This is a genomic window from Pontibacter populi (assembly GCF_019336435.1).
Taxonomy (GTDB): domain Bacteria; phylum Bacteroidota; class Bacteroidia; order Cytophagales; family Hymenobacteraceae; genus Pontibacter; species Pontibacter humidus.
The window spans coordinates 1-25,109 of record NZ_JAHWXQ010000003.1; the positions used below are offsets into that span (position 1 = coordinate 1).

Annotated in this window: 23 protein-coding genes; 17 read left to right on the forward strand and 6 right to left on the reverse strand. The window is 46.6% G+C overall.

The genetic code is table 11. The annotated features are described in order from the left end of the window. The first annotated feature begins 706 nt into the window (after positions 1–706). Together KYK27_RS11785 and KYK27_RS11790 are read left to right on the forward strand one after the other, a co-directional pair. Positions 707–3,313, forward strand: a complete 2,607-nt coding sequence (locus tag KYK27_RS11785) for a BamA/TamA family outer membrane protein (RefSeq protein ID WP_199110257.1) — start codon at positions 707–709, stop codon at positions 3,311–3,313. Positions 3,314–3,836: 523 nt separating this feature from the next. Next, positions 3,837–4,916: a sulfatase-like hydrolase/transferase gene (locus tag KYK27_RS11790; RefSeq protein ID WP_199110258.1), complete on the forward strand. Its 1,080-nt coding sequence runs from the start codon at positions 3,837–3,839 to the stop codon at positions 4,914–4,916. Positions 4,917–5,091: 175 nt separating this feature from the next. Here KYK27_RS11790 and KYK27_RS11795 read toward each other — a convergent pair whose 3' ends face one another. Continuing rightward, positions 5,092–5,637: a hypothetical protein gene (locus KYK27_RS11795; protein ID WP_199110259.1), complete on the reverse strand. Its 546-nt coding sequence runs from the start codon at positions 5,635–5,637 to the stop codon at positions 5,092–5,094. Between the two features lie 622 nt (positions 5,638–6,259). Between KYK27_RS11795 and KYK27_RS11800 the strand changes: the two genes are divergently transcribed. Continuing rightward, positions 6,260–7,372 (forward strand): PAS domain-containing sensor histidine kinase, encoded by a 1,113-nt coding sequence (locus tag KYK27_RS11800; protein WP_199110260.1) that lies wholly within the window; start codon positions 6,260–6,262, stop codon positions 7,370–7,372. Between the two features lie 114 nt (positions 7,373–7,486). On the opposite strand, the gene KYK27_RS11805 is transcribed toward KYK27_RS11800, so the two are convergent. Then, positions 7,487–7,924 (reverse strand): hypothetical protein, encoded by a 438-nt coding sequence (locus tag KYK27_RS11805; RefSeq protein WP_199110261.1) that lies wholly within the window; start codon positions 7,922–7,924, stop codon positions 7,487–7,489. 498 nt (positions 7,925–8,422) lie between these two features. Here KYK27_RS11805 and KYK27_RS11810 point away from each other — a divergent pair, with 498 nt between their 5' ends. The 4 genes from KYK27_RS11810 to KYK27_RS11825 are packed head-to-tail and all read left to right on the forward strand — an operon-like array spanning position 8,423 to position 12,543. Continuing rightward, on the forward strand, positions 8,423–9,478 hold the full coding sequence (locus KYK27_RS11810) for an NAD-dependent epimerase/dehydratase family protein (RefSeq protein ID WP_199110262.1): 1,056 nt from the start codon (positions 8,423–8,425) through the stop codon (positions 9,476–9,478). Between the two features lie 34 nt (positions 9,479–9,512). Beyond that, positions 9,513–10,262 (forward strand): glycosyltransferase, encoded by a 750-nt coding sequence (locus KYK27_RS11815; protein WP_199110263.1) that lies wholly within the window; start codon positions 9,513–9,515, stop codon positions 10,260–10,262. Further along, a complete protein-coding gene (locus KYK27_RS11820; RefSeq protein WP_233150417.1) occupies positions 10,249–10,899 on the forward strand; it encodes a lipid-A-disaccharide synthase N-terminal domain-containing protein in 651 nt (216 codons plus the stop codon). Before KYK27_RS11815 ends, KYK27_RS11820 begins: the two co-directional genes overlap by 14 nt. 9 nt (positions 10,900–10,908) lie before the next feature. Continuing rightward, positions 10,909–12,543, forward strand: coding sequence for an ArnT family glycosyltransferase (locus KYK27_RS11825; protein ID WP_199110264.1), 1,635 nt, complete (start codon positions 10,909–10,911; stop codon positions 12,541–12,543). Positions 12,544–12,739: 196 nt separating this feature from the next. Here KYK27_RS11825 and KYK27_RS11830 read toward each other — a convergent pair whose 3' ends face one another. From KYK27_RS11830 to KYK27_RS11845, 4 genes are all read right to left on the reverse strand, one after another. After that, entirely contained in the window at positions 12,740–13,381 is a 642-nt protein-coding gene (locus tag KYK27_RS11830) for a trimeric intracellular cation channel family protein (protein ID WP_219337366.1), read from the reverse strand. Positions 13,382–13,402: 21 nt separating this feature from the next. Then, on the reverse strand, positions 13,403–14,668 hold the full coding sequence (locus KYK27_RS11835) for a M20 family metallopeptidase (protein ID WP_199110266.1): 1,266 nt from the start codon (positions 14,666–14,668) through the stop codon (positions 13,403–13,405). A gap of 39 nt (positions 14,669–14,707) precedes the next feature. Further along, entirely contained in the window at positions 14,708–16,174 is a 1,467-nt protein-coding gene (locus KYK27_RS11840) for an MFS transporter (RefSeq protein ID WP_199110267.1), read from the reverse strand. A gap of 160 nt (positions 16,175–16,334) precedes the next feature. Next, entirely contained in the window at positions 16,335–16,997 is a 663-nt protein-coding gene (locus tag KYK27_RS11845) for an NADPH-dependent FMN reductase (RefSeq protein ID WP_199110268.1), read from the reverse strand. Positions 16,998–17,665: 668 nt separating this feature from the next. On the opposite strand from KYK27_RS11845, the gene KYK27_RS11850 reads away from it, so the two are divergent. The 10 genes from KYK27_RS11850 (at position 17,666) to catA (ending at position 25,102) form a co-directional block, all read left to right on the forward strand. Next, positions 17,666–18,202 carry a YceI family protein gene (locus tag KYK27_RS11850; RefSeq protein WP_199110269.1) on the forward strand — a complete coding sequence of 179 codons (537 nt, stop codon included), beginning with the start codon at positions 17,666–17,668 and terminating at the stop codon, positions 18,200–18,202. 62 nt (positions 18,203–18,264) lie between these two features. Further along, positions 18,265–19,200: a ring-cleaving dioxygenase gene (locus tag KYK27_RS11855; RefSeq protein ID WP_199110270.1), complete on the forward strand. Its 936-nt coding sequence runs from the start codon at positions 18,265–18,267 to the stop codon at positions 19,198–19,200. Positions 19,201–19,249: 49 nt separating this feature from the next. After that, a complete protein-coding gene (locus tag KYK27_RS11860; protein ID WP_199110271.1) occupies positions 19,250–19,609 on the forward strand; it encodes a hypothetical protein in 360 nt (119 codons plus the stop codon). Between the two features lie 34 nt (positions 19,610–19,643). Continuing rightward, complete coding sequence (locus tag KYK27_RS11865; protein WP_199110272.1) at positions 19,644–20,279, forward strand: alpha/beta hydrolase; 636 nt, start codon at positions 19,644–19,646, stop codon at positions 20,277–20,279. Positions 20,280–20,283: 4 nt separating this feature from the next. Continuing rightward, the gene (locus KYK27_RS11870; RefSeq protein ID WP_199110273.1) at positions 20,284–20,580 is read left to right on the forward strand and encodes a GNAT family N-acetyltransferase; all 297 of its coding nucleotides are present in this window, start codon (positions 20,284–20,286) and stop codon (positions 20,578–20,580) included. A 13-nt stretch (positions 20,581–20,593) separates the two neighbouring features. Next, positions 20,594–21,547 (forward strand): adenylate/guanylate cyclase domain-containing protein, encoded by a 954-nt coding sequence (locus KYK27_RS11875; protein ID WP_199110274.1) that lies wholly within the window; start codon positions 20,594–20,596, stop codon positions 21,545–21,547. A 133-nt stretch (positions 21,548–21,680) separates the two neighbouring features. Further along, positions 21,681–22,568: a helix-turn-helix domain-containing protein gene (locus KYK27_RS11880; RefSeq protein ID WP_199110275.1), complete on the forward strand. Its 888-nt coding sequence runs from the start codon at positions 21,681–21,683 to the stop codon at positions 22,566–22,568. A gap of 146 nt (positions 22,569–22,714) precedes the next feature. Further along, on the forward strand, positions 22,715–23,836 hold the full coding sequence (locus tag KYK27_RS11885; protein WP_199110276.1) for a muconate/chloromuconate family cycloisomerase: 1,122 nt from the start codon (positions 22,715–22,717) through the stop codon (positions 23,834–23,836). A gap of 3 nt (positions 23,837–23,839) precedes the next feature. Then, positions 23,840–24,136 (forward strand): muconolactone Delta-isomerase, encoded by a 297-nt coding sequence (catC, locus tag KYK27_RS11890; RefSeq protein ID WP_185198081.1) that lies wholly within the window; start codon positions 23,840–23,842, stop codon positions 24,134–24,136. A 48-nt stretch (positions 24,137–24,184) separates the two neighbouring features. Beyond that, positions 24,185–25,102: a catechol 1,2-dioxygenase gene (gene catA, locus KYK27_RS11895; protein WP_199110277.1), complete on the forward strand. Its 918-nt coding sequence runs from the start codon at positions 24,185–24,187 to the stop codon at positions 25,100–25,102. The last annotated feature ends 7 nt before the right edge of the window (positions 25,103–25,109 follow it).

Here is a 25,109-nt window from a genome sequence, read left to right on the forward strand (position 1 = left end):
CCTTCCTGGACATCCTGTCCTGGGAAATCAGTTAGCAAAAAGCCGCTTCATCTAACGGGAAGCGGCTTTTTTTATGCGGTAGTCGGCTAGTAAACAACATCTTTTTACAAAAGAGCTGACAGAATACAGGTTTTATAGTTTACGAGCTTAAGAATTATAACCTGAGCTGAATAATATACACTTTGTGGTGTTCATGAAAAACCTCTCCGGCTGAGCTTCCTTTCTGCTGGGCTTCCTTTCTAAAGTAGAAAAATACTTGCGGATACTTTCAGGCATAGTGTAACTCTTAAGTATGCTAACAAGGCCGCTCCAACACGGAATTTAAATCACCGGCGACTTCTTATTTTATAGTATTCTGTGATAAAATAAACCTGCTCCAAAAGATAGCGGTTTTATATCTCCTGCAACTTCTATTGCCCCGTTAAAGTATGATTCCGTGTATCGGACGCTCATGGCGTGGCCGAAAGGAAACAGACGGCTGATCAAACTGAATAAAATCCTTGTGTATTTCAGCAAAATGGAGGCAGAAATGCGCGAACGATAACTCCGGTACAAGCATAAGCGCCACTGTCTGATAAATGAAGGGGTTGAAGTCCCAACTGCAAAACTGCAGGCACCTGCTACGGGAACTTCTCGTGTAAAGGTGCAGCCATTAGTCCCTTATCAAACTCAAGACAGATGTTGCTATCTACTATAGCTCGAACTAATGAAAGAAGCCAATAAACAGTACATACACACTAAAGCCAAGCTGATAAGCATCTTAAGCTTCAGCCTGCTTTTTTGCAGTGCATCCGCCGCACATGCACAGGTAGCCGTGAACGACAGCATCACGGTGGCCATAGCACCAGAATACGACGATGTAAGCAAATCGCACCGCAAGTGGTTTGGCGAAAATTACCGTAACCTATGGGCAACACCCGTAAAGATGCGGGTATTTGACCTGAAGCGGGAACGCGGCGGTATGAAAATTTTGAAAAAGGGAGGAGGACAGCAAACCAAGTCGCTTCGCCTGCAGGACCCTCAGGGAAACGAATGGGTACTGCGCACCATCCAGAAAGATCCGGAGTTGGCCCTGCCTGAAAACCTGCGGGAAACGGTAGCCAAAACTATAGTTCAGGATCAGATTTCCGCCTCTCACCCGTTTGGAGCTCTGGTAGTACCGCCACTGGCCGAAGCGCTGGGCATTCCGCATGCCAATCCTGAGATCGTATTCCTACCAGACGATCCGGCGCTGGGTGAGTTCCGTAAGGACTTTGCCAACCAGGTATACTTGTTTGAGGAACGAGAGCCCCTGGAAGCAGAGGATACTGACGACACCGAAAAAGTGCTGGAGAAGCTTGAAGAAGACAATGACAACCGCATTGACCAGGAGCTTTTGCTTCGGGCACGTTTGCTGGATATTATTGTTGGCGACTGGGACCGCCACGAAGACCAGTGGCGCTGGGTGGAAACGGAAGACGAGATCGGGGATCTATACCTGCCCATCCCCCGCGACCGCGACCAGATCTTCTTTACCAACGAAGGCATCATTCCTAAAATAGGTTCGCGCAAGTGGATCATGCCTAAATTCCAGGGCTTTGATGCCGATATCCGCGATATAAACGGCTTTAATTTTAATGCCCGCTACTTCGACCGTATGTTCCTGGCTGGTTTGGGAGAGCAGGATTGGAAAGAGCAGATAGCCTATGTACAACAGACCCTCACCGACGAGGTGATTGAGGAAGCCGTGCGCCGCATGCCCGCAAACATCTATGCCAAAACAGGGGAGGAGATTGCTGCAAAAATGAAAGCCCGCCGCAATAACCTGGAACAGGATGCGCTGACCTACTTTGAGTTCTTATCTAAAGAGGTGGACATTCCGGCGTCAGATAAAGGGGAACGTTTTGAAGTGACATATGAAAATGGCGGCAACGTTGCTGTGAACGTTTACGACATCAAAAAAGATGGCAGTCAGGGGCGCCTACTGTACCAGCGGGAATTTACTCCGGATATCACCAAAGAGATTCGCCTCTATGGGCGTGGCGGGAAAGATGTGTTTTCAGTAGAAGGCAATAACAAATCGCCCATTAAGGTGCGGATAATAGGCGGGGGCGGAGCCGATACGTTTACAGTGCAGGAGAATTTTCAGAACCGTGGCAAGCTCTACATTTACGACCGTTCAGACGAAGAGAATAACTTTCCGGAGTCCGGTCTGGCCCGCCTTCGCACGGCAGCAGATACAATCGTAAACAACTATAATCCCCGGTCCTTTAAGTATAACATCCTGCTACCACAGGTAACTGCCGGTTATAACCTGGATGATGGCGTGTTTCTTGGGGCCGGCTTTATGTACACCCGTCACGGATTCCGGAAAGAGCCGTTTGCGTCGCGCCACAGAGTTATGCTGGGGCATGCGCTGGCGACCAATGCTACGTTTTTTGAATATGCAGGATACTTTACTGATGTATTCGGGAAGACAAGCCTGAGCATTGAGGTAGATGGCCGGGCACCAAATAATACCAGCAATTTTTTCGGGTTAGGTAACGAAACAGAATTTATCGAAGTAGGCGACAAGCCCATCCGCTTCTACCGTACTCGATACGACTTCATTACCTCGCAGGTAAAATTACATCGAAACCTGAGCGAGCACTTTAAGGTGAATATGGGCCTTGCTGCGCAGTATTACAACAACGACGTAGATGACAATACAGGCAGGTTCATCAGCATTTATCACGAAAAGAACCCTGGAGAAGATGTTTTCGCAAGGCAGTTTTCGGCTGGCCTGGTGGCAGGCTTCGAACTGGACACCCGTAACGATGCCCTGATACCAACCCAGGGGGTATATTGGAATACCAGTCTTACCGGCATGCAGGAACTGAAAGGCGATGAGTCCAGCTACGGGCAGGCATTTTCAGAATTCAGCTTTTACCTTAACCCAACCGGCAGTAGCAATTTCGTGATTGCAAACCGTATCGGTGGCGGAACCACCATCGGGGACCCGAACTTTTACCAGCTACTCTACCTGGGTGGGCACAACAACCTGCGCGGCTTCCGCAAATTCCGTTTCGCCGGTGAAAGCATGCTCTACCATAACCTTGAGTTACGTCTAAAACTGTTTGATTTTTCTTCTTACCTGTTCCCCGGTTCGGTTGGGCTGATTGGCTTCAACGACGTAGGTCGGGTATGGGCAGAGGGCGAAAACTCGGATAAGTGGCACGACGGATTCGGAGGCGGCTTCTACCTTATTCCCGCCAAGCTAATCCTGCTGCAGGGAGTAATAGGAATCTCGGAAGAAGATGTATTGCCTTATGTATCGGTAGGTTTCAGGTTCTGATCTGGCGGTAAGACGGTAAAGCACCACTGTACCTGTTCTAAACAAGCTGGAAGTGCTCAGCTTTGAGTCTGGTAATGAGCAGGCAGTAAACTATAGCCTACTTAAAGAGTGTGAGTATGTAGGATTGCTTTATTAAAAGCCGGTAAGCTGAGTGGCTGTACTGTGCTTGTTTTCTTAAAGAAGTGAACGTGCTGGAATGGCAAAGCTTATAGATGTATGCTTCCTGTGTTGCCCGGATTATTTAGTTAAAAACGACTCCAAATCTTCCTGTTTCACTGCAATATTCCGTAATCTATAGTTGCAGACCTTCCCTAACGTGGTTTCAGGTTTAACAGCAGTGCCGGTAATGCAGTTTTGCTTATCGGGTTTGTTAATCATGTGTTTAGCAGCCTGCAACACAGGGCATTTGGTTAGTTTTAAAACGAATGATTCACAGGTGCGAGCTCTTGCGGGCAGAAATTTTTGCCGGTGAGCTGGAGTGTTGACATAGCATATAGCACTTACAATTTGTATAACCCCCACAATGAAAAGGCAGTGGATAATTCTATGCCTCCTTTTTTCCTGGTACGCTTCTGACGCACAGGAATTAAAAACCGAAAATGTTATCCTGATTACGTTTGATGGGTTGCGCTGGCAGGAAGTGTTCTCGGGTGCTGATAAAAAACTGCTCAGGTCAGAAAAGTACTGCGCCAGCCCCGATGAGGTGGCAGCACAGTTCTGGCACAGGGATCCTGCAGTGCGCCGGAAACGGTTGATGCCTTTCTTCTGGAGCACCCTGGCTACTGAGGGCCAGCTGATTGGTAACCGGCGCCTGGGGAACAAAATGAGCCTGACCACCAAATACTGGATCTCTTATTCGGGTTATAACGAAATGCTGAGTGGCTACCCGGACCCTGATGTGCAGCACAACCGGAAAGTAAATAACCGGAATGTAACTATACTGGAGTGGGCAAACCGGCAGCCCTTGTATAGCGGGAAAGTAGCAGTGGTAGGATCCTGGGATATGTTCCCGTACATCATCAATACAGAAAGAAGTGGTATTTATGTTAACGCTGGCAATGTGCCGGCCACAGGTAGTAATCTTACAGTAAAGGAACACCTCCTAAACGCACAGCTGGCCCAAATGCAACTTCGCTGGCCTGCAGTTCGCCAGGATACGCTTACCTTTCAGTATGCCATGGAGTACCTGAAACGGGAGCATCCGCGGGTGCTGCATCTGGCCTTTGGCGGGACTGACGAATATGCACACAAAGGAAAGTATGATGCTTACCTGCGCATTATTTACCAAAGCGATGCTATGATACAGGAACTATGGGAGTGGCTGCAATCGCAGGAACAGTACCGTAACAAAACCACCCTCATCATTGCCACCGATCATGGCCGCGGTCATCTTGACAGAAGAAGCTGGAAGAAACATGGGCGTATCTGGTATCCGGGTTCAAACCATGTGTGGGTAGCTGTCATCGGGCCTGATACACCGCCAGTGGGAGAAGTAAAGGTAAAAGCCAGGCACTATCAGTATCAGATCGCAGGTACTATAGCGTATTTCCTGGGTCTGCGATTCAGTCCGCATCAGTCACCGCAGTCATTAAGCTCATGGTAAGGCAGGAAATACATGCTACGAGACAGGTGATATCTCTTAGGGTGATACTTTTAATGCAACTGTATTATCGTTAAAACAGCTATTTACCAGGCGGATAATAAAAAGCCCCTCCGTATGTGGAGAGGCTTTTTTATATCATGTTATCGATGCGAGACTGCAGGCTCCGGACTTTTGGTTATGCAAAAGGTTTTGTTGCATAGATGAATAAGAGAACGGGTGATAAGCCTGTACTCGCGTGGAAATTAATTTTTGCCTGTTTTCCAGTCGTTGTAGGCTGTGATGACCGCAGGTACTTGAACTCCTTGGCCTCGATTCTTTTTACCAGTTCAGGGTAGTCAGCAAAATAGGCACTAGCAAGTTTTCTGAATGTATTGTTAATGTTAATGCCCACAGCACCGGAGGTGAAGTATACACTCAGGCTGCTGGCAGCTTCTTCGTTAGCACGAATAGCATAAAAGCTAATATCGGTTACATTGTGCGTGAAGCTGCCCTGCTGAAAACTCATTCTGGCACCACCACAATATAGCGTTGCCGGGCCATCCATTAATTTCTGTAACCAGGCTGGCTCTTTGCTTTTTTTACCGGTTATGGTTTTCAGGTAAACAGATTCGTACAATGCGGGCTCCCCATCTTTCTGTGGAAATACAATTCTGCTCAACCCATCGCTGCTGATCTTTTCTTTGGAACCAGATTCGGTTGCTTTAAAGACAATGCTAGGCATTCCTACCGAAGAGGGTTTAACCAGGCCAGTCTTCTCTGTACCATCTTTGTACGTAATGGTAGCTTCCTGGAAATCTTGTGCAAAAACGAAGGTGATGAAGAGAATTAAAATGAGAGTAAATAGTGTTTTATTGTATAAAGTTGATTAGGTTATATAATGATTTAAATATATTTAAATCATTATATAACCACCAATTACGGGCCACTTTTTTCTGATGCAGCATTTAACTCACACGTTGAGTACGCTGGTGATAGCACTCGGGCTGTAATAATTGTAAGCACCAAAAGCTATACTCGGATTATAAAACATCCCGGTTCTCAAAGGAGAACCTGCCCCTTCATGCCGTTACTGTTCATCATGGAAAGATCAAACCTAAACTTGTTTTAAACCCGGCCAAGGCTGTATGTTCTCGTCCTGATAAACCCTTACATCTGACACAGCGGCTTCATTACATTTTCTGTGTCATAGTTTAAAAAGGAGCTAACCATAGTTTTATTAGAAGAAAGTAAATGAGATATATCATTAACTTCTGTTGCAGCTTTACCGTTAATGCGCCTTAAGTAACACATTTGCTTCAGGTTCACTAACCTGTAAACAGGGTGAGCCAACTATAGTTAATTGAATGAAAACACAACATTTTAACGAGAGCATTACATCTACTTTTATAGAGCAGGTTAAAGAGTACGCCATATTTGCCATGGACCCGAACGGTATCATCGAGACCTGGAACGAGGGGGCCGAGCGCATGAAAGGCTATAAGGAAGAAGAGGTGATAGGTAAGTTTTACGGCATGCTCTTTACCGATGAAGATAGAGCCAGCCATAAACCAGAGCAGGAACTGGAAGAAGCAAAAACACACGAACAATTTCAGACAGAAGGCTGGCGGAGGAAAAAGGACGGTTCGCTGTTCTGGGCCGGTCTCACGCTTACGCCCATCTACAACGATGATAAAGAACTGATCGGGCTGACCAAAGTAACCCGCGACCTGTCGGATAAGCGCAGGGCCGAACAGGACCTTACCAGGAAGCACGACGAACTGGTGATAACCAACCGAGACCTCGATAACTTTATTTATACCGCTTCCCACGACCTGAAATCACCTATTCTGAACATTGACGGGCTGGTAAACCGCCTGATAAGCCTGTTTGAGGATAAGGGTATACAGGACCCTGAATTGTTGGAACTGGTAGGTTATTTTCGGAAATCAGTCGACCGTTTTAAAACAACTATAGCTGACCTTACTACCATAAGTAAACTGCAACGAACTATAGAGGATGAAAGTAACCTGGAACAGGTAAGGGTGCAGCAGGTGTTCGAAGACATACTGGATGACCTGAAGTTCCTGTTCGAGGCGTCTTGTTTTCCATGCAAGGTGCAAAGTGATTTTCAGGTAAATGCGCTTAACTTTTCGCGCAAGAATTTCCGCAGTATCCTCTATAATCTCCTGAGCAACGCTATAAAATACCGCTCTAACGGCAATAACTGCCACATTAAGGTAAGTACTTATGCTGATGGGGAGTGGGTGGTGCTATCGGTTAAAGATAATGGGTTGGGCATGAGTGCCGATGACCTGGCGAAACTATACACTATGTTCAAGCGCTTTCACGACCATGTAGACGGGTCCGGGATAGGACTTTACATTGTAAAACGCATCGTTGAAAATGCAGGTGGCAAGATTGCCGTTACTTCCGAAGAAGGCAAAGGATCTGAATTTAAGGTATACTTTCAGAGCTGAACTATAGCCTGACTACCCGATAGCCAGGGCAGCAAACAGGAAGAGACAAAATAAAAACAGCCGCTTTACCTGTTATGGACAAAGCGGCTGTTTTGCATTTATAGTTTGGTTAGCTTAGTTGCCCGGCCACGCGTTCCACGGAATGCGGCTCAGGATAAGTAACAGGCCAATACCATAGAAAATGGCAATGCTCTTGAAACCTTTGTTGCCGGCACCGATCTGGCGCTTGGCACGTGAGTAACCCACTGTGATCAGGATAACGGCAATGATCATAGTAAGCGGGTGCTCCAGAATGTAAAGCCTGGAAACAGAGTCGCCCATGGCCTCACCCGAAAAGTTCTGCATACCCAGCGGAGATACAAAGTAGAGGATTATACCAAATACCCACTGTAAGTGCACTGGTATCAGGCCCAACAGACCTAGTTTTCTGTCTTTATCGGTAAATGTTTTGTTGCCCAGCCAGCCAGCCAGCGCCGCCACAAAACTGATAAGCAGACCCAGCAGAACCAGGTAGCTCATGTAAGAATGTAGATGTTGAAGTCCTGTATACATGTGTTTAGTTTAGTTAATGACTGCTGTAAATATAGCTAATAAAAAGATAGGCTGGAATCTATATAACGATAGAATTAGTGCTATCGCTTGTGTTGTTATGTCACGCAGAAGCTGGCTATCCTTACTTCTGCCGCAAGTTTTCAACTTGCGGCTTACCTTGGTGTTGCGTTTTTAACGCAACTGGGACGGAGGCCCAAAAGATAGAGGAGCGAGCAAAGTACTTTAAAAAGCGTGCACACTATACGAGCACACTATAGAACTATGGACTCATGATACTGAAACAGCCCTGCCATCAATAAACTATAAATTATAATCACTCAAACTATAAACTACTCTAGTATGTACTAGCCTGAAACGTTATAATTATTTTGGTAATAACTTGAAACATTGCTGCCTGATAAGAGTTAAATTATAGAACTACACAGGTCTATTAACTTTCCTTTTTAAGGGTGGCTTAACAGCCTGGTTGCCTTTTTATATTTTTTCTGGTTAGAAGGTATGGGAGATGAAAAAAAGGTTTTGGTAACCGGAAGTGCCGGCTTTATCGGGCATCACCTGGTAGAGTCAATCCTTGAAACAGGCTGCACTATAGTTGGGCTGGATGTACTTAACAGCTTTTATGATCCTGAATTAAAGTTTGCCAGGCTGGAAGTGCAGGGATTTGAAAAGACACAGATCTGTTACAACAAGCTTGTCTACAACTATAAGAATCCCCATTTAAATTTTATCCAGCTCGACCTGACGGATACAGAAGGGCTGCAGCAATTGTTTGATACCTACAAATTTGATATCGTAATTAACCTGGCAGCCCAGGCCGGTGTGCGCTATAGTATCGAGAATCCGCAGTGTTACATTAACAGCAACATAGTTGGCTTTATGAACCTGCTGGAATGTTGCCGGAAATTTACAACCGGGCATCTGCTTTTCGCTTCGTCCAGCTCTGTTTACGGTCATAGCCAGGAGGTTCCTTTCAAGACCGACCAGTGTACAGATTACCCGGTTTCGTTGTATGCTGCCACCAAAAAAGCGAATGAGATTTTAGCCTATAGTTACGCCCACCTTTACAACATCCCAACTACGGGGCTCAGGTTCTTTACCGTGTACGGTCCGTGGGGAAGACCCGATATGGCTTACTATTGTTTTGCAAAAGCTATTATGGAGGGCCTGCCCATACGTGTTTTTAATAACGGGGATATGCAGCGCGACTTTACTTATGTGGAAGACGTGGCAAAATGTATTGTGAAATTACTGCAATATCCGCCTGCATCCGGCCAGACTATAGTTCCTTTCAAGCTTTATAATATCGGCAACAATAACCCTGAGCATTTACTGGAACTGATAGCAACCCTGGAACGCCTGCTTGGGAAAAAAGCTACCCTGCAACTGGAGCCCATGCAGCCCGGAGACGTGTATAAAACCTATGCTGATGTACAGGAACTGGAAGAGAAGATCAACTATAAACCGGAAACTTCTCTGGAGGCCGGTCTGGACCGTTTTGTGCAATGGTATAAACTATACCACCAATCGTCGAAAGTAGGGGCTATGGAGATGTGATTTTTTTACTCAGGTTGATATTTATAACGTGCTTATGGAAGCGAATGCCCTAACTATAATTGTACCGGTATACAACGAGATAGAATGCCTGGAGCGCTTCTGTGAGTCGATGGATGCTTTTCTGCAGCAGTCGCCGCTGGCTGCCCGGGTTTTGTTTGTAAACGATGGCTCCACGGATGGCAGCCTGGAAAAGATCAGGCAACTATGCGATCTTAAACCCGGCTATAGTTATATCTCTTTCGACAGGAACTATGGGTTGAGCACGGCTATAAAAGCCGGTATTGACACTGCCGATAGTACCTACATCGGGTACATCGATTCTGATTTGCAAACTTCTCCCCTCGATTTTATAAAATACTTCGAATACCTGCCTGCTTACCAGATGGTGAATGGCATACGTGCAAAACGAAAAGATACAACTATAAAAAAGATCTCCTCAAAAGTAGCTAACAACTTCCGGCGGCTGATGATAAACGATAACATACAGGATACCTGTTGCCCGCTAAAAATTATGGAAGCAACCTATGCCAAACGAATCCCTTTTTTTGATGGCATGCATCGTTTTCTGCCAGCGCTTATTCAATTGCAGGGTGGTAAGGTAAAGCAGGTGCCTGTGCAGCATTTTGAGCGTTATGCCGGTACGGCTAAATACCATCTTCTAAACAGGCTCTGGGGACCTTTGAACGATACGTTTGCTTTCAGATGGATGCGCAGGCGTTACATAAACTATACAGTAGCTGAAAAGGGAGTTCATAAAATTGCCGAGAAGCATGAGCAGTTTTGAGATCGGGGTATACGGAACAGGCTTACTGGCGCAGGCGCTTTTTTCGTCCCGTATTCTGGTGCAGTGGATTCAGTCGGAGCGGGCCGGTAAAGTGCTGTCGCCTACCTCTTTCTGGACCTTCAGCCTGCTGGCTTCCTTCCTGTTAATGATATACGGTGTACTGCGTAACGATCTTGTCATTCTGGGAGGGCAGGTAGTTTCCTACTTCATTTATATCCGAAACCTGCACCTGAAAAATGCCTGGGACGACCTGCCATGGTGGGTGCGCTGGTCTGCAGTAGGTTTTCCGCTGGTGGCTACACTTTGGCTGATTTTCGGAGATGTTTATAGTTTAGAATACATCTGGGAACATTCCAGGATAGCCGGTTCCCTGATTGCGTGGGGAGGAGTGGGGCAGGTTGTATTCACGCTCCGGTTTGTGTACCAATGGTATTATTCCGAAAAGCTGCAGGAATCGGTGCTGCCGAAAGGATTTTGGGTGCTGAGCCTGGTCGGCAGCAGCATGATCATTCTGTATGCCATATTAAGACTTGACCCGGTATTGTTTATAGGGCAGGCCTTTGGTATAGTTGCGTACAGCCGTAACCTTATCTTAAGCCGGCAAAAGCAGGACGCCTCTCAAACGCTTACCAACTAGCTCCCGACTATGCTGCCAAGGTTCAGGCTGTACAGCAGCTATTCGGTTTGGGTAATACTGGCAGTTATGTTTCTGGCACTGCTTTACAACCTCGGAGGCTGGGGTGTTTTAGAAACCAGCGAAGCACGCTATGCCGAAATAAGCCGGGAAATGCTTGTGTCTGGAGACTGGCTTCATCCGCGTTTGCTGGGTATTCTGCACTACCATAAACCTCCCTTCACCTACATCATCTCGGCTACTGGTTTATCCCTGTTCGGAGTGAATGGTTTCGGGGTGCGCTTTTTTCTGCAGGTGTCTTTACTTATCCAGGGCGTGTTGGTGTACAGGCTGGCAAAGGAGCTTTTCCGGAACCAGAAGATTGCCATGGCCGCCTTACTCATCTACTTTTCTATGCCGGCCGTGCTTGTATCAGCACGTAACCTTACCACTGATTCTTACCTGGCAACATTTGAACTGTTAGCGATATGGGCTTGGGTGAAATATAAACAAGTGAAAGCACCTGCCTGGCTGTATCTTTTTTATATCGCGCTTGCCCTCGCTTTCCTAACCAAAGGGCCTGTAGGATTAATTTTTCCGGTTCTGGTTGTGATCGGCTTAAGTAACTATAGTTCCGGAGTTGAAAAATCATCTCTTATAGCTCACCAGCTCATAGGTCTAGCCATTTTTTTGATTTTAGGTGCCAGCTGGTATCTCTATCTTATGCTGCAGGACAGGCAGTTTGTTGATTATTTTTTAATGCGGCATGTAGTAGAACGCTATGCCAATCCGGAAGCGTTTAGTCGGTCCAAACCCTGGTGGTTTTATATTGTGCTGGCTCCCGCTTTAAGTTTGCCCTGGTCTGCTATCTTACTTTTTAATTTTAAGCAGCTTCAGAGACTAGAGAAGCATTTTAAAAAGCTGTTTATAGTTTGGCTGCTGGTTCCGCTGCTGTTTTTTTCCTTCTCAGGCTCTAAACTGCTGCTCTACATATTGCCCTGGTTTGCTGGCCCTGCCCTGATATGTGCCTGGCTGCTATACCAATTACCAGATACAACTAAACGTAAAGTAGCTGCCTGGGGAATAGTTTATTATACAGTGCTGGCTGGCGCTTTTCTCCTTATCCCGATTCTCCCTGTTGATCTCCCAATACCATACTGGGTTTATAGTTTGCCGCTGCTCATGCTGCTATGCCTGTACCTGATCTGGAAGAGCAGGAATAATACTGTGGTAAAACTGCTCCTAGGATCTGCTTCATTTACTATTCTTTTGCTGCCGTTTTCAACGTATCTGCTGGCAGCAAATCCATCCCTTTCAAATAGTTCTACGGCATTAGCCCAGGCGCTGCAGGCAAAAGAACTGCGGTACAGGCAAGTGGTGGTCTATGATAAACTGCTTCCCTCGTTAGCCTTCGAACTGAACCGGAATTTTGTAACGATACAAGCCAATAGCCGAAGCCTTAACCGCGAAACACAGTTTGAAACAGACACCAAATGGAAAGACCATTTTCTGCAGCTTAACAAACAGGAAGACTCAACGGCTCTGGCTAGCCTGCTAAGAAAGAATGTAGTGTTGGTAGTAAAAGGTGATTTGCCGGAAGAGAAACAGTGGCTGATAAAGCATCTGCACAGAAAAAGAAAAGCAGGAAAATGGAGTATCTATTTTTAACTATAGACTAGGTAGAAAATGCAAAAGGGCCAAAGGTAAAGCTGAACAACCGTTTGAAATTGAGGAGTTCTCTAACTATAGAATGGGCAGCTATCTAACCAAATAAAGAGTTAAAGATGGACTATAGTTTATGCTACTATGTTACCCGGAATAATAGCTATAGTTTGTGATTTATTGCTTTGTATCGGACACGGTTTTACTTATCTGCATCCGTTTTGTTACCACCGGGGGTAGGCAGGTTCCAATGAAAACTAAGTGCTAAAATGCGTATGGTAAAACAAACCGATAGCGCAATAATGGAAACCCAATCTTCAGACGCCCATTGCAGTTGATCTCCCGAAACCACAATCAGGGCCCCGATAAGCGCTGCCGAAGCATAGATTTCTTTTTCCAGGATAAGGGGAACCCGGTTAAGCATCACATCACGAATTACACCTCCACCTACAGCAGTTGTGATACCCAACAGCATCGCTACCTCTCCATTATAGCCATAGTGTAGCGCTTTCTGTGCTCCTGTTACAGCAAAAAACGATAACCCGACAGCATCGAAAAAGAGCACCGGGCGATTGAGCCGCTCGACAACGGAAAATAAACCTACAGTTAATCCTGTAGCGGTAACAGCCACTACAAGGTATTGCCAGTTCGTTAAACCCGCCGGTGGTATAGCCCCGATACAAAGGTCACGGATGATACCACCACCGCAGGCAACCACAAAGGCAATGGCACAGATCCCGAACAGGTCGAGGTTACGTTTCCTGGCGGCTGTGGCCCCACTGATGGCAAAGGCAAAAGTACCTGCCAGCTCGAGAAAATAAAATAAGGAGTGTAGTTCTTTCATCCTGATAGACACCCGGACAGTTTAATTAAACCAGGCTGCGGCGGCTGTCATCATCGCCTGCAAACCTGTTTTTAAGGTCGGGTGTAATACAGGCGCAAATTTAGGCGAATGATTACTAGGAATGGAATTTAATTTACCTGCATTTTTAGCCTCCTGGAAAGTTTTGGGATCGGTGCCCCCAACAAACCAGAACACATATGGCACTTTCCAGTTCCGTCCAAAAACACTGAAGTCTTCGCTGGCAGAAGCTGGCTTGGTTTCATAAGATCTATCCCCAAACTGTGCTTCAAAGGCTTCAGCTACTTTAGCGGTTGCCATGGCATCATTCTCCGTGAGCGGATAGCTGTCCAATTCCGTAAATTCCGGATCTCTTGGCGCATTGGATGCGGCACATTCCGCACAACATATTCGTTTAACTGCTGAAAGGATATGGTCCCGTACGCCATCATTAAACGTGCGGATATTTAACTTCAGAGTGGCCTCTTCAGGGATAATATTTTCCTTGGTACCTGCCTGTAAGGATCCTACAGTCAGCACGGCATTTTCTATTGGCGCTACCTCACGCGAGATAATGGTTTGCAAACGCATGGTGGTAGCTGCCGCCATCACCACGGGATCAATAGAGGTTTGTGGCTGTGAACCATGTGCGCCACGGCCAAAAATTCTAACTTTAAGACTGTTTCCGGCAGATAATATAGCGCCGCTGCGATGACCAACCGTACCAGCTATACCCACCATTACGTGTTGTCCCAGAATAATTTCCGGCTTCGGAAAGCGGTCCATCATGCCATCGTTAATCATGCTTTGTGCACCCCGGCCAACTTCTTCGCCAGGCTGAAAAACAGCCATCAATGTCCCTTTCCATAGTTCCCGGTGTTCTGAAAACAATCTTGCCGCGCCCATCAGCCACGTTACATGCAAATCGTGCCCGCAGACATGCGACACGCCAACTTCTTTTCCTTCTTCGTCCCGGGCTATTACTGTACTGGCATAAGGCAGGCCGGTGTCTTCGGTAACAGGAAGTGCATCCATATCCGCCCGGAGCATAACAACCGGACCTTCCCCATTCTTTAAAATACCCACCACACCTGTTACCCCGATACCTGTTGATACTTCGAATTGATATTTAGCCAGGTAATCTGCGGCAATCTGGGCTGTCCGGTGTTCTGCCATCGACAGCTCCGGGTTTTGGTGAATATCTTTATAGATCTCTTCCAGTTCAGGAAGCAGTTGATCGATAAAACTGTCCAGGTTATTATTGAAGGTCTTGATCTGAGAGATTTCCATAACTATAATGTTAATTCGAATTAAAGTTGTTACGTCAGCTTATTCAATTGCTTCTTTAGGCTTGCCCTTCGGAATGGTTTTCAGGATGGCAACTATGGCTATAACGATCATCAAAACATTAAACAGCAACCCTATACCGGCTGCAAAACGCACATTTATGTTATCTGTTCTGCCCAGGAAAAGATCAGCCATTGGCGGAATGCCTTCGTGTTGACTAAGTCCGTAGAAGATAGCTGCTGAAATGGCCACACCAAAAGCAGCACCCAACGACGATGCCATTTTATAGATTCCTGACGCGGAGCCGGCCTTGTTACCCGGCACATTGCTTAGCGCTGCATCCGTAGAAGGGGTGGCATAAAAACCTAGCCCTATACCAAAAAGTGTAAACCCGATAAAGGAAGCGATGATGTATTGTTCGGCCAGTAAAAAAGTAAGGCTGGTGAGCAAAATTCCAACCCCTGTAATCAAGCAGCCATATAGCATTGGTTTCCGGGGACCTAGTTTCTGGAGTAATTTTTCACCTACACGAATGGTGCTCAGCACGGCTACTAAATAACCAACCGTAATTAAACCGGACTGAAGCGAAGATAAGCCCGCTTCTGCCTGAACCAGCGCCAGCGAAACCAGCAGTGTACCGGCAGCTCCGTTTAGCAAAAAGTTAGAAAGAGTAGCTCCTGAAAATGTCTGGTTGTTAAAAAGCGACAGATCTACAAACCCGTTTTCGCTCCTTTTTTCTATCCGTAGAAAGATGATGGTGGCAATGATGAAAATGGCGATACCAATCAGCACAGCAGGACTTAACCAACCAAGTCCCGAGCCTTGCCCGATAACAATATTGATGGCCAGCATGGCGATGATAAAAGCGATAAGCCCAGCCCAATCGAAGCCCTTCTCGTCTGTAGCTGCTGATTTACTTTCCGGGGTTCCTCTTATCAGCAAAAAGCTTATAACAGCGACAACTATAGACATAACAAAGATCCAGCGCCAGCCCATAGTTGAAGCGACCAAACCGCCAAATAAAGAACAGAGCCCTGAACCACCCCATGAGCCGATAGACCAAAAGCTGAGTGCCCGCTGCCGTGCTTTACCATCGTAATAAGCTTTCATCAGGGCCAGGGTCGAAGGCATGATACAGGCTGCGGAGAGGCCCTGCAATATCCTTCCGGCTAAAAGAAATACGGCAGTACCCGAGGGTGAGATAACGATGAGAAAGGAGCCGATAATGCTGAGCAGCAACCCGACGTACGTCAGTTTTACCCTGCCCATACGGTCTGCTAGTCCCCCTGCTACAACTATAAAAATTCCGGAAAACAACGCGGTGATACTAACAGCAAGATTGTTGAGGTTATGGCTGATCTTCAGGTCTTCCTGCATTACGGGCGCAATGTTCAGGGTTGTTTGCGCAAAGAGCCAGAACGTAATAACGGCCAGAACAATGCCTAAAATAAGCTTGTCTGTACCCTGGTAGTTCGCCGTAGTCGGAGGGATTTGATTTAAAGAAGCCATACGCGCGTTATTATTTTTATTTGAACGTAATTGGCTCTAAAACAATAATGTGCAAATGAAATAAAATGCCTGTTTTATGCTGCCATTCAATTACTACCTCCCCAATTCTTCCCGGATTTCGTTTTTACCTGATAGATGGATGTCAGAGAGTGCATTGTGTCTATTCCACGCGTTCCGTTTCCTTTTCTGTCTTTTCGCCCAGGAACTCCACCCACGCCTTTTTGATGCACGGATAATGCTTGGATGCTTCTACCAGGTTCATGAACCCGACCAGGTTATCTTCAAATCTTTTTGCCAGCGTTTCATCTTTTATGTTGCCTTCCGCATCAAAAGCCTGGTGAGCCGAAGCTAAAGAAAACATATCCGGATAAACCCTTGTACCCAGGTGCTCTAACGGAATCCGCAGTGACCAAAGCCCACGGTTACCGCCGGCCATAGACGGAGAAGCAGACATGAGCAGGGCATGGTGCTGGTTGAAAGGCTGCGGCCGAAAGCGGGAAGTCCAGTCGATCACATTCTTGATGACGCCGGGCATAGAGCCATTGTATTCCGGCGAAGCTATGATGAAAGCATCGTTTGCCAGGATGCGTTTCCGGAACGCTTCTGCACCTTCCGGGTGAAAATTATCTACTTCCAGATCCTGGTTGAAAGAAGGGCAATCAAAGTCGCTCATACTTGCAAAATCAACTGTGCCGCCATTTTTTTCTATGGCTAATGCTGCCAGTTTTGCCAGTCGGTTGTTAAGTGAATCACTTCTTAATGAAGCTGAAAAAATAAGAAAACTTGTATGGCCCTGTCGGTTATCTTTTTGCGGCTCTTCCATCAGAAAATCATTTAGAAATGGTGATGATCATAACTATACTTTACCAGTACGCACAACGAGTGTGAGCAGTCTATATTCAGTTTTTAACTATAGCTATAGTTTGTTTAGTTAGATAGATTATCAGGGAGGATCTCATATAGCTCTACCAACTATAGCCTTCCGGTAACCTATAGGTTAGATATTGATTGCGGTTCTTATGTCCTGTAAACTATAGCCGCTAGCAGTAATTTATAGTTCGTGATTTGCGGTCTCTACCTATAGTGAGTTCTGAGAATATCTATAGTTTAAAGACTGATTTGGAATCTACTAATACAATGTCAGCAACTATAGGTAGCCCGCACTATAAACCTCCCCAACTATAGTTGCGCTCCGGGTTTGCTGTAACTAATAAGCCTCCGAAAGGTCAAAAGAAATAGAAAACACTTTTGAGCAGAAGTAAGGTCTATCTAAAGCACATAAGGGCAACTCAACTGAGTTTTTAATCTGAACTAGCCTAAATGTTAGCGCCATAGTTATAACTATAGCATAAGATATTTAGGATAAACCGGTGAAATCTGAACAAAAGTGAAAATATATTCGTTAGATATATGTATGTACATTAAATGTATATACATTTGTTTAGTTCGTTTGAACAGAGACAAATAGTAAACTATAAACAAGGAAATAAAATGGCAACTATAAAATGGGTAGTAGACACGATGCACAGCGAAGTACAGTTCAAGGTAAAACACCTCATGATCACGACCGTGACGGGGCACTTCAGGAACTTTAATATAGAGGCAGCTACATCAAACGACAAATTCACAGACGCAGAGCGTATTGTTTTTACAGCTGATGTAAACTCGATCAGTACCAACAACGAGCAGCGTGACGCGCACCTGAAGTCGGCAGACTTTTTTGATGTGGAGAAGCACGACGAGATTAAGTTTAACGCCAAAAGTTATGAGAATGTAGGTGGCAGCGATTACCTCTTACACGGCGACCTCACCATCCGGGATATAACCAGGCCGGTTACGGTAGGAGTGGAGTTTGGCGGCATAGTAGTAGATCCTTACGGGCAGACCAAAGCCGGCTTTACAGTGGATGGCAAAATAAGCCGCAAAGATTTTGGTCTTACCTGGAATGCCGTAACCGAAGCGGGCAGCGTAGTAGTAAGTGACGAGATCAGGTTACAGGCTGACGTTCAGTTGATAAAGCAGTCTTGATTCAGCCCGGTTACTTACTGGAAACTATAAATTTATCCAAGAATCAACTTAACAAGAGAATAATGGAAACGAAGATAGCAGGCCTGCACCACATCACAGCGATAGCTGGTATGGCCAAGCAGAACTTAGATTTTTACACCAAAGTACTGGGCCTGCGTTTGCTCAAAAAGACCGTGAACTTTGATGACCCGGGTACTTACCATTTCTATTTCGGAGATGAGAGAGGCAGCGCCGGTACCATCCTTACGTTCTTCCCGCATGAAGGCGCCCGCAGAGGTAGTGCCGGTACAGGCATGGCCACCAACATTGCCTACGCAGTGCCGGAAGGCAGCTTTGATTTCTGGATAGACCGCTTCGATAAGCACAACGTGATCTACAACAAGCCATCCGAGAAATTTGGCGAAAAATACCTGACCTTCCTCGATCCGGATGGACTGAAACTGGAACTGGTGATTCCTAAGAACAGCGATAACCGCAGGCCCTGGGAAACCGATGAAGTAAAAGCAGCTGTGGCTACCAAAGGCTTTCATGGCGTAACGCTTACGTTGCAGAACAAAGAGAAGACAGCGAAGATACTGACCGATATTTTTGGCTATAGTTTTCAGGAGAAGAGCGGTAACCGGTATCGCTATACAACGGATGCAGTGGATACAGCCAACATCATTGACCTGGTAGAATTACCAAACGAGGCACGTGGTATTGGCGGGGCAGGTACTAACCACCACATTGCTTTCCGGGTGAAGAATGAAGAGGAGCTGATGGAGTTCCATGATAAGATCGCCGGCCTTGGCTATAACATTACCAACAAGATAGATCGCAATTATTTCTATTCACTCTATTTCAGGGAGCCAGGTGGTGTGCTGTTCGAGATCGCTACCGATAATCCGGGTTTCGGCATTGACGAGCCATGGGATAAACTGGGAAGCGGTTTGCTGTTACCGCCGCAGTATGAGCCACGCAGAGCGGAGATCGAAGCTGCGCTGCCTAAGGTTGACTAAGCCTGAGCAGAACTAAACTATAGTTACATCATCACTAAACACGAAGACTATGAACGCTTATGCCATTACAAGAATATACGCCGACGAGAACGGTGACAGCCGCTTCGAGGATATTTCGAGATCGCTGGAATCGGAAGGTGAAATAGGTTTTTTATCTGAGCCGGAAGAGGCTGAAAGTATTATTTTCAGGAAGGTTGTATCTACTTACGATTACGACTTTCACACAGCACCGGACCGGCAATATCTTTTCCTGATGGATGGGGGAATCGAGATAGAAACGTCGTTAGGCGAAAAGCGGCAATTCGAAACGGGAGAGGTGCTGCTGCTGGAAGACACAACTGGCAAAGGACATAAAACGCGCAACCTGAAGCCTGCCACGCGCAGCTCCGTTTTCGTAACACTTAAGTAAGGCAATGCTCCATAGTTGATAAACAAAAAATAGTATGTATACACATAAGAATGATGTGATAACGCGGGGCAAGCCCTTGTCAGAAACGGGTAAAGCGCTGATACTGGTGCATGGCCGTGGTGCTACTGCCCAAAGTATACTCGACCTGGCAAACCATTTGCCCGCGCAGGACTTCACACTTTATGCCCCGCAGGCTACTAACAATAGTTGGTATCCGTATAGTTTTATGGCACCCGAAGAGCAGAACCAGCCTGCCCTGGATTCTGCCCTGGAGCGGCTGGATGAACTGGTAAAAAGCATACTGGATCAAGGCGTAAAGAGCGAGGAGCTGTATTTAGGCGGTTTCTCGCAGGGTGCTTGTCTAACATCAGAATACGCAACCCGAAATGCCAGGAAGTTTGGCGGCCTGTTGTTATTTACCGGTGGCCTTATCGGGCAGCAGTTGGTGGCTGATAGATACAAAGGCAATTTTGAAGGTACTCCGGTACTCCTCACTACCGGCGACCCCGACCCGCATGTGCCCGTAAGCAGGGTAGAGGAAACCGCGGAAACGATGGAAAAACTCGGCGCTGTAGTTACCAAAAAAATATACCATGGCCGGCCACATACTATATTGCAGGAAGAGTTGGACCTGGCGGGCAAAATTTTATCATCAGTGGATAAAGGTTAAACGTATGGAAATTGAAGTAAAGGATAATCCAGCCCAAAACAGGTTTGAGGCAACTATAGAAGGCCATACTGCCATAATAGACTATAAGCTACGGCCCGGCGAAATAACCGTATTGCATACCGAGGTACCCAAAGAACTGGAAGGCCGTGGCATAGCTGGTGCCATGACAAAGTTTGCGTTGGAGCAGATTCGTGAAAAGGGCCTTCAGTTAATTCCCTTGTGTCCTTACATGCGGTCCTATCTCAAAAAGCATCCTGAGTACCAGGACCTGGTGAAAGACAGAGCCGGAGAAAATGTGTAAACTATAAGTGCTGATGCCCTGCTACGTTAATTTTAAAGGCGAAAAAGTGGTACCCGTAGAAGAGGGCCAGACGATACTTCAGGCATCGCTGGCTGCTGGTATACCACATTACCATGCCTGTGGCGGCAAAGGGCAATGTACTACTTGTCGGGTACTGGTATTGGAAGGTCAGGAGCAGCTTACCCCGCCCACCAGCTATGAGCGGGCCATCAAAAATGTAAAGAAGTTTCCGGACAACGTAAGATTAGCCTGCCAGTCGCGGGTAAGTGGCGACGGGGTAGAGGTACAGCGACTTATCAAGGACGAAACGGACCGTTACATTCTTATCAATGATTCGGAAGACTCGACCCGGGTGATGGGCGAGCGTCGCAAACTGGCCTTGTTCTTTATCGATATCCGCAATTTTACCCCGTTTATTGAAGCAAGCTTACCTTTTGATGTCATCCACATCATGCGCCGGATCTTTGCCATTTTCCGGAATGCCATTACCCAGTATGACGGCGTGATTATAGAAACAGCAGGGGATGGACTTTACGCTGTGTTTGGGCTTAACAGTAAAATAAAACAGGCTGCGGAGTCGGCAGTGCTGGCCGGGCTAAAGATACTGGCAGACCTGCGGATCTTCAATAACACTTACATGCGTCCCTATTTCAACCATACTTTTGAAGTAGGCATTGGCGTGCATGTCGGGAAAGTGATTGTGGGGAACGTGGGCATTGGCCTGAGCAACAACCTGACGGTGATGGGCTACCCGGTGAACATAGCGGCCCGGCTGCAGGCAGCAACCCGGGAACTAGATAATAGCTTTGTGATCTCTGAGCTGGCTTTCCGCCTGCTTAAAAATCCACCTTATTCTATGGGCTGCAGCTACATAAACCTGAAGGGCGTAAGTGCTGCCTACGAGGTACGGCTGATCGGTAAACCCTATGAAATAGAACTGCCAACTATAGCTCCCGACGCAACCTGATCCCTTCTCTCAGTCTGCATTCACACCAGTTTTAAGGGAATACAACATTGTGTGCAGGTACTAAAACTTATAGGTACAGGTTTATAGTTGGATGATTACCTTTGCTTTAGTGTCTAGCATTTGAACTTAAGCCATGCACCCGAAACGATTTTACAAAGGACTTTACGGCACCAACTCCATCGAATTTGCGAAAGGCCTTATTAACGTGCATCCGTTTGGGGAGATTGGTAAACAGTACCAGGGACAGGTAAAACTACACGCCCACAACAACTTTCTGCAGATCTTCCTTATCCAGAGTGGCACCACTGAATTTTATTATGGAACGGAGAAAACTGTTTTACAGGGTCCTACATTTATAGTTGCTCCTAAAAATATAGAGCATGGCTTTATACATCAGACCGATGTTACGGGTTGGATATTAAACCTGGCAGATAATGTGTTGGAGCACATGTTGCAACGCGAAGCGGATGTGATCTTCGGGATGGATGAAATTCATATTGTAAAAGTTACACCAGCACAACCGGCCATTACAGCAGTATTTGAAACGATGCAGAAGTGTGTGGAGGAATATAACAGCCAGATGCCAGGCCGGCTGTTAATGCTGCAACACCTGGTTGGCCAGATGCTTGTGCAACTATATCGTATTGCACTTGGCAGAAAGACCGCATTCTTTGATTCCTCCAACAGCAGTAAAGTTTACTTCCGCAGGTTTCAGCAACTCATCAGGGCAGAAGAATCATACAAAAAGCATGTGGAGGACTATGCCCGTGACCTCTCCATTTCAACCGGGCATCTTAGCCGGATCTGCAGAGATATTGCCGGTAAATCACCTAAGGATATCCTGATCGATCATTTCATTACAAAAGCGCAGCTGGCACTGTCTGATGTAGAGAGCAGTGTTTCAGATATATCCTACACGCTCGGTTTTGATGACCCCGCCTACTTTGCCAGAATCTTCAAGAAGAAAACTGGCCAGACCCCGATAGAATTCCGCAAAAAGATAGGCGTAAATAATTCTTAAGCACACCATGTTCGATTTGTCTTAGTATTAAAGGATAAATCCTACCCGTCAGAAGGCTGTACGGCTACATTTGTAATACTTAGTGAGTGATTACTTTCCCAAGTAAGTGAACACTCATTTTAAAGTTTACTCGTACAGCTAACTACATGAAGAATATACAGATAGAGCGTATTGAATCGGTTATAGTTGACCTGCCTACCATACGCCCGCACCACTTATCGATGGCCGTTATGCGCAGCCAGACGATCGTGATCGTGCGGTTGTTTTGCAGCGATGGAATAGAAGGGTTGGGCGAAGCCACAACTATAGGTGGACTAAGCTACGGCGACGAATCGCCGGAAGGAATGAAGCTGACGATTGATACCTACATTGCTCCGCTGCTTCAAGGTAAATCTGCGCTGAGTATTAATGCCGTTATGGCTTTGCTGGAGTATACTATAAAAGGCAACCATTTTGTAAAATCCGCTATCGAAACGGCTCTTTTAGATGCGCAGGGCAAAAGGTTAGGCGTTTCAGTAGCTACGTTACTAGGCGGGGCAGTTACGCAAACCTTGCCTGTGCTCTGGACACTTGCCAGCGGTGATACGGATAAAGACATACAGGAAGCGCATACCCTGCTGGAAAACGGCAGGCACAAGGCTTTCAAACTCAAGATCGGCCGCAACGACCGGAAAGCGGACGTAGCCCATGTGGCCGCCATCAAAGCCGCTGTAGGCCCGGACGTGATAGTGACAGTTGATGTTAACCAGGCCTGGACAGAAAGTGTAGCCAAACAGGGAATAGCCCAGTTACAGGAAGCAGGCATCGATCTGATCGAACAGCCAATTGTCAAAACCAACTTCGACGGACTGGCACGACTTACCCAATACTTCCAAGTACCCATTATGGCCGATGAAGCTGCCGGAACGGTTTCAGACGCTTTTAAGCTCGCTAAAATAGGCGGAGGCAGCGTGTTTGCATTAAAGATCTCCAAAGCAGGCGGCCTGACCAATATTCAGAAACAAGCCGCTATTGCACAGGGTGCAGGCATAAGCCTGTATGGAGGCACGATGCTGGAAGGTACGATCGGCACGGTAGCCTCAGCGCATGTTTTCAGCACCCTTCCTCACCTTGACTGGGGCACAGAACTCTTCGGCCCGCTCTTACTTACCGAAGACATTGTAAAGAAAAGGCTCACCTATGGCAACGGCGTGATGGAGATTCCGCAGGAGCCGGGTCTGGGTGTTGAGCTGGATATGAACCAGGTAGATAAATTTAAAAGAAGATAAGCTATGTTATTTCACGTGCACATGACAGTGAATATTCCCCTGGATCTGGATAAGACCTATGTGGATGACCTGAAAGCGAAGGAAAAGGCACTTTCGCAGGACTTACAACGGCAGGGCAAATGGACGCACATCTGGCGCATTGCAGGCAAATATGCTAACATCAGCATTTTTAATGTAGCCAGTGCCGGCGAACTGCACGACATACTTATGTCGCTTCCGCTTTATCCGTTCATGGAAGTAGAAGTTACAGCGCTCTGCCAGCATTATTCGTCCGTTAAAAACGAAGAAGAAGCCCACTAACCAAGCACCTTTTAACAATCTAAACTATAACCTTAAAACTTTACGACCATGGAAAGAAATCAGATAGACGCCGTCATTGAAAGAATAGAATCTACAGAGGTACAAGGCCACGGCTCAGATCGCATAAAAGAGATCGTAAACCGATTTACACGCGATCTGTTTTACGCCATCGAAGACCTGGATATACAACCGGAGGAAATATGGAAAGCAGTAGACTGGCTGACATTAACCGGTAAAAATAACGAATGGGGACTGGTAGTAGCCGGTATCGGGCTGGAGCACTTTCTAGACCTGCGCATGGATGAAGCGGAGGCCAAGGCCGGTATTACCGGTGGCACCCCAAGAACTATTGAAGGCCCGCTTTATGTGCCGGGTGCACCTGAGTCATATGCCTACGCGGAGCTGGAAACTGAGCCGGAAGTAGGTGGTGAAAGATTATACATGCAGGGCCAGGTACGCGACGATTCTGGTAAGCCGGTACCAAACGCAAAAGTGGAAGTATGGCACTGTAACCTGAGAGGCATGTACTCTATTTTTGATTCTTCTCAGCCGCCGTTCAACTTGCGCAGATCCATTATCACAGACGATAACGGCAGGTACAGGTTCAAGAGCATATTACCGGTTGGCTATAGTTGCCCTCCTGGCGGAGCCACAGACCAACTACTGAAAGCAATTGGCCGTCATGGTGGCCGCCCGGCACACATTCACTTCTTTGTAACAGCCGAAGGGCACCGCAAACTAACCACGCAGATCAATATTGAAGGGGACCCGCTTATCTGGGATGATTTTGCTTTTGCCACCCGCGAAGAACTGGTGCCGCATATTACCCGCTATTCGGCTACTGAAGCAAAAGAGAAATTCAACATCGACGAGCCGTTCGCTTCCATTGATTTTGATTTTGAGATACACAAAGAGAAGGAAGGCGTGTTTTCCGCAGAGATCGAGCGAACCCATGGACCTGCCTAACCAATGA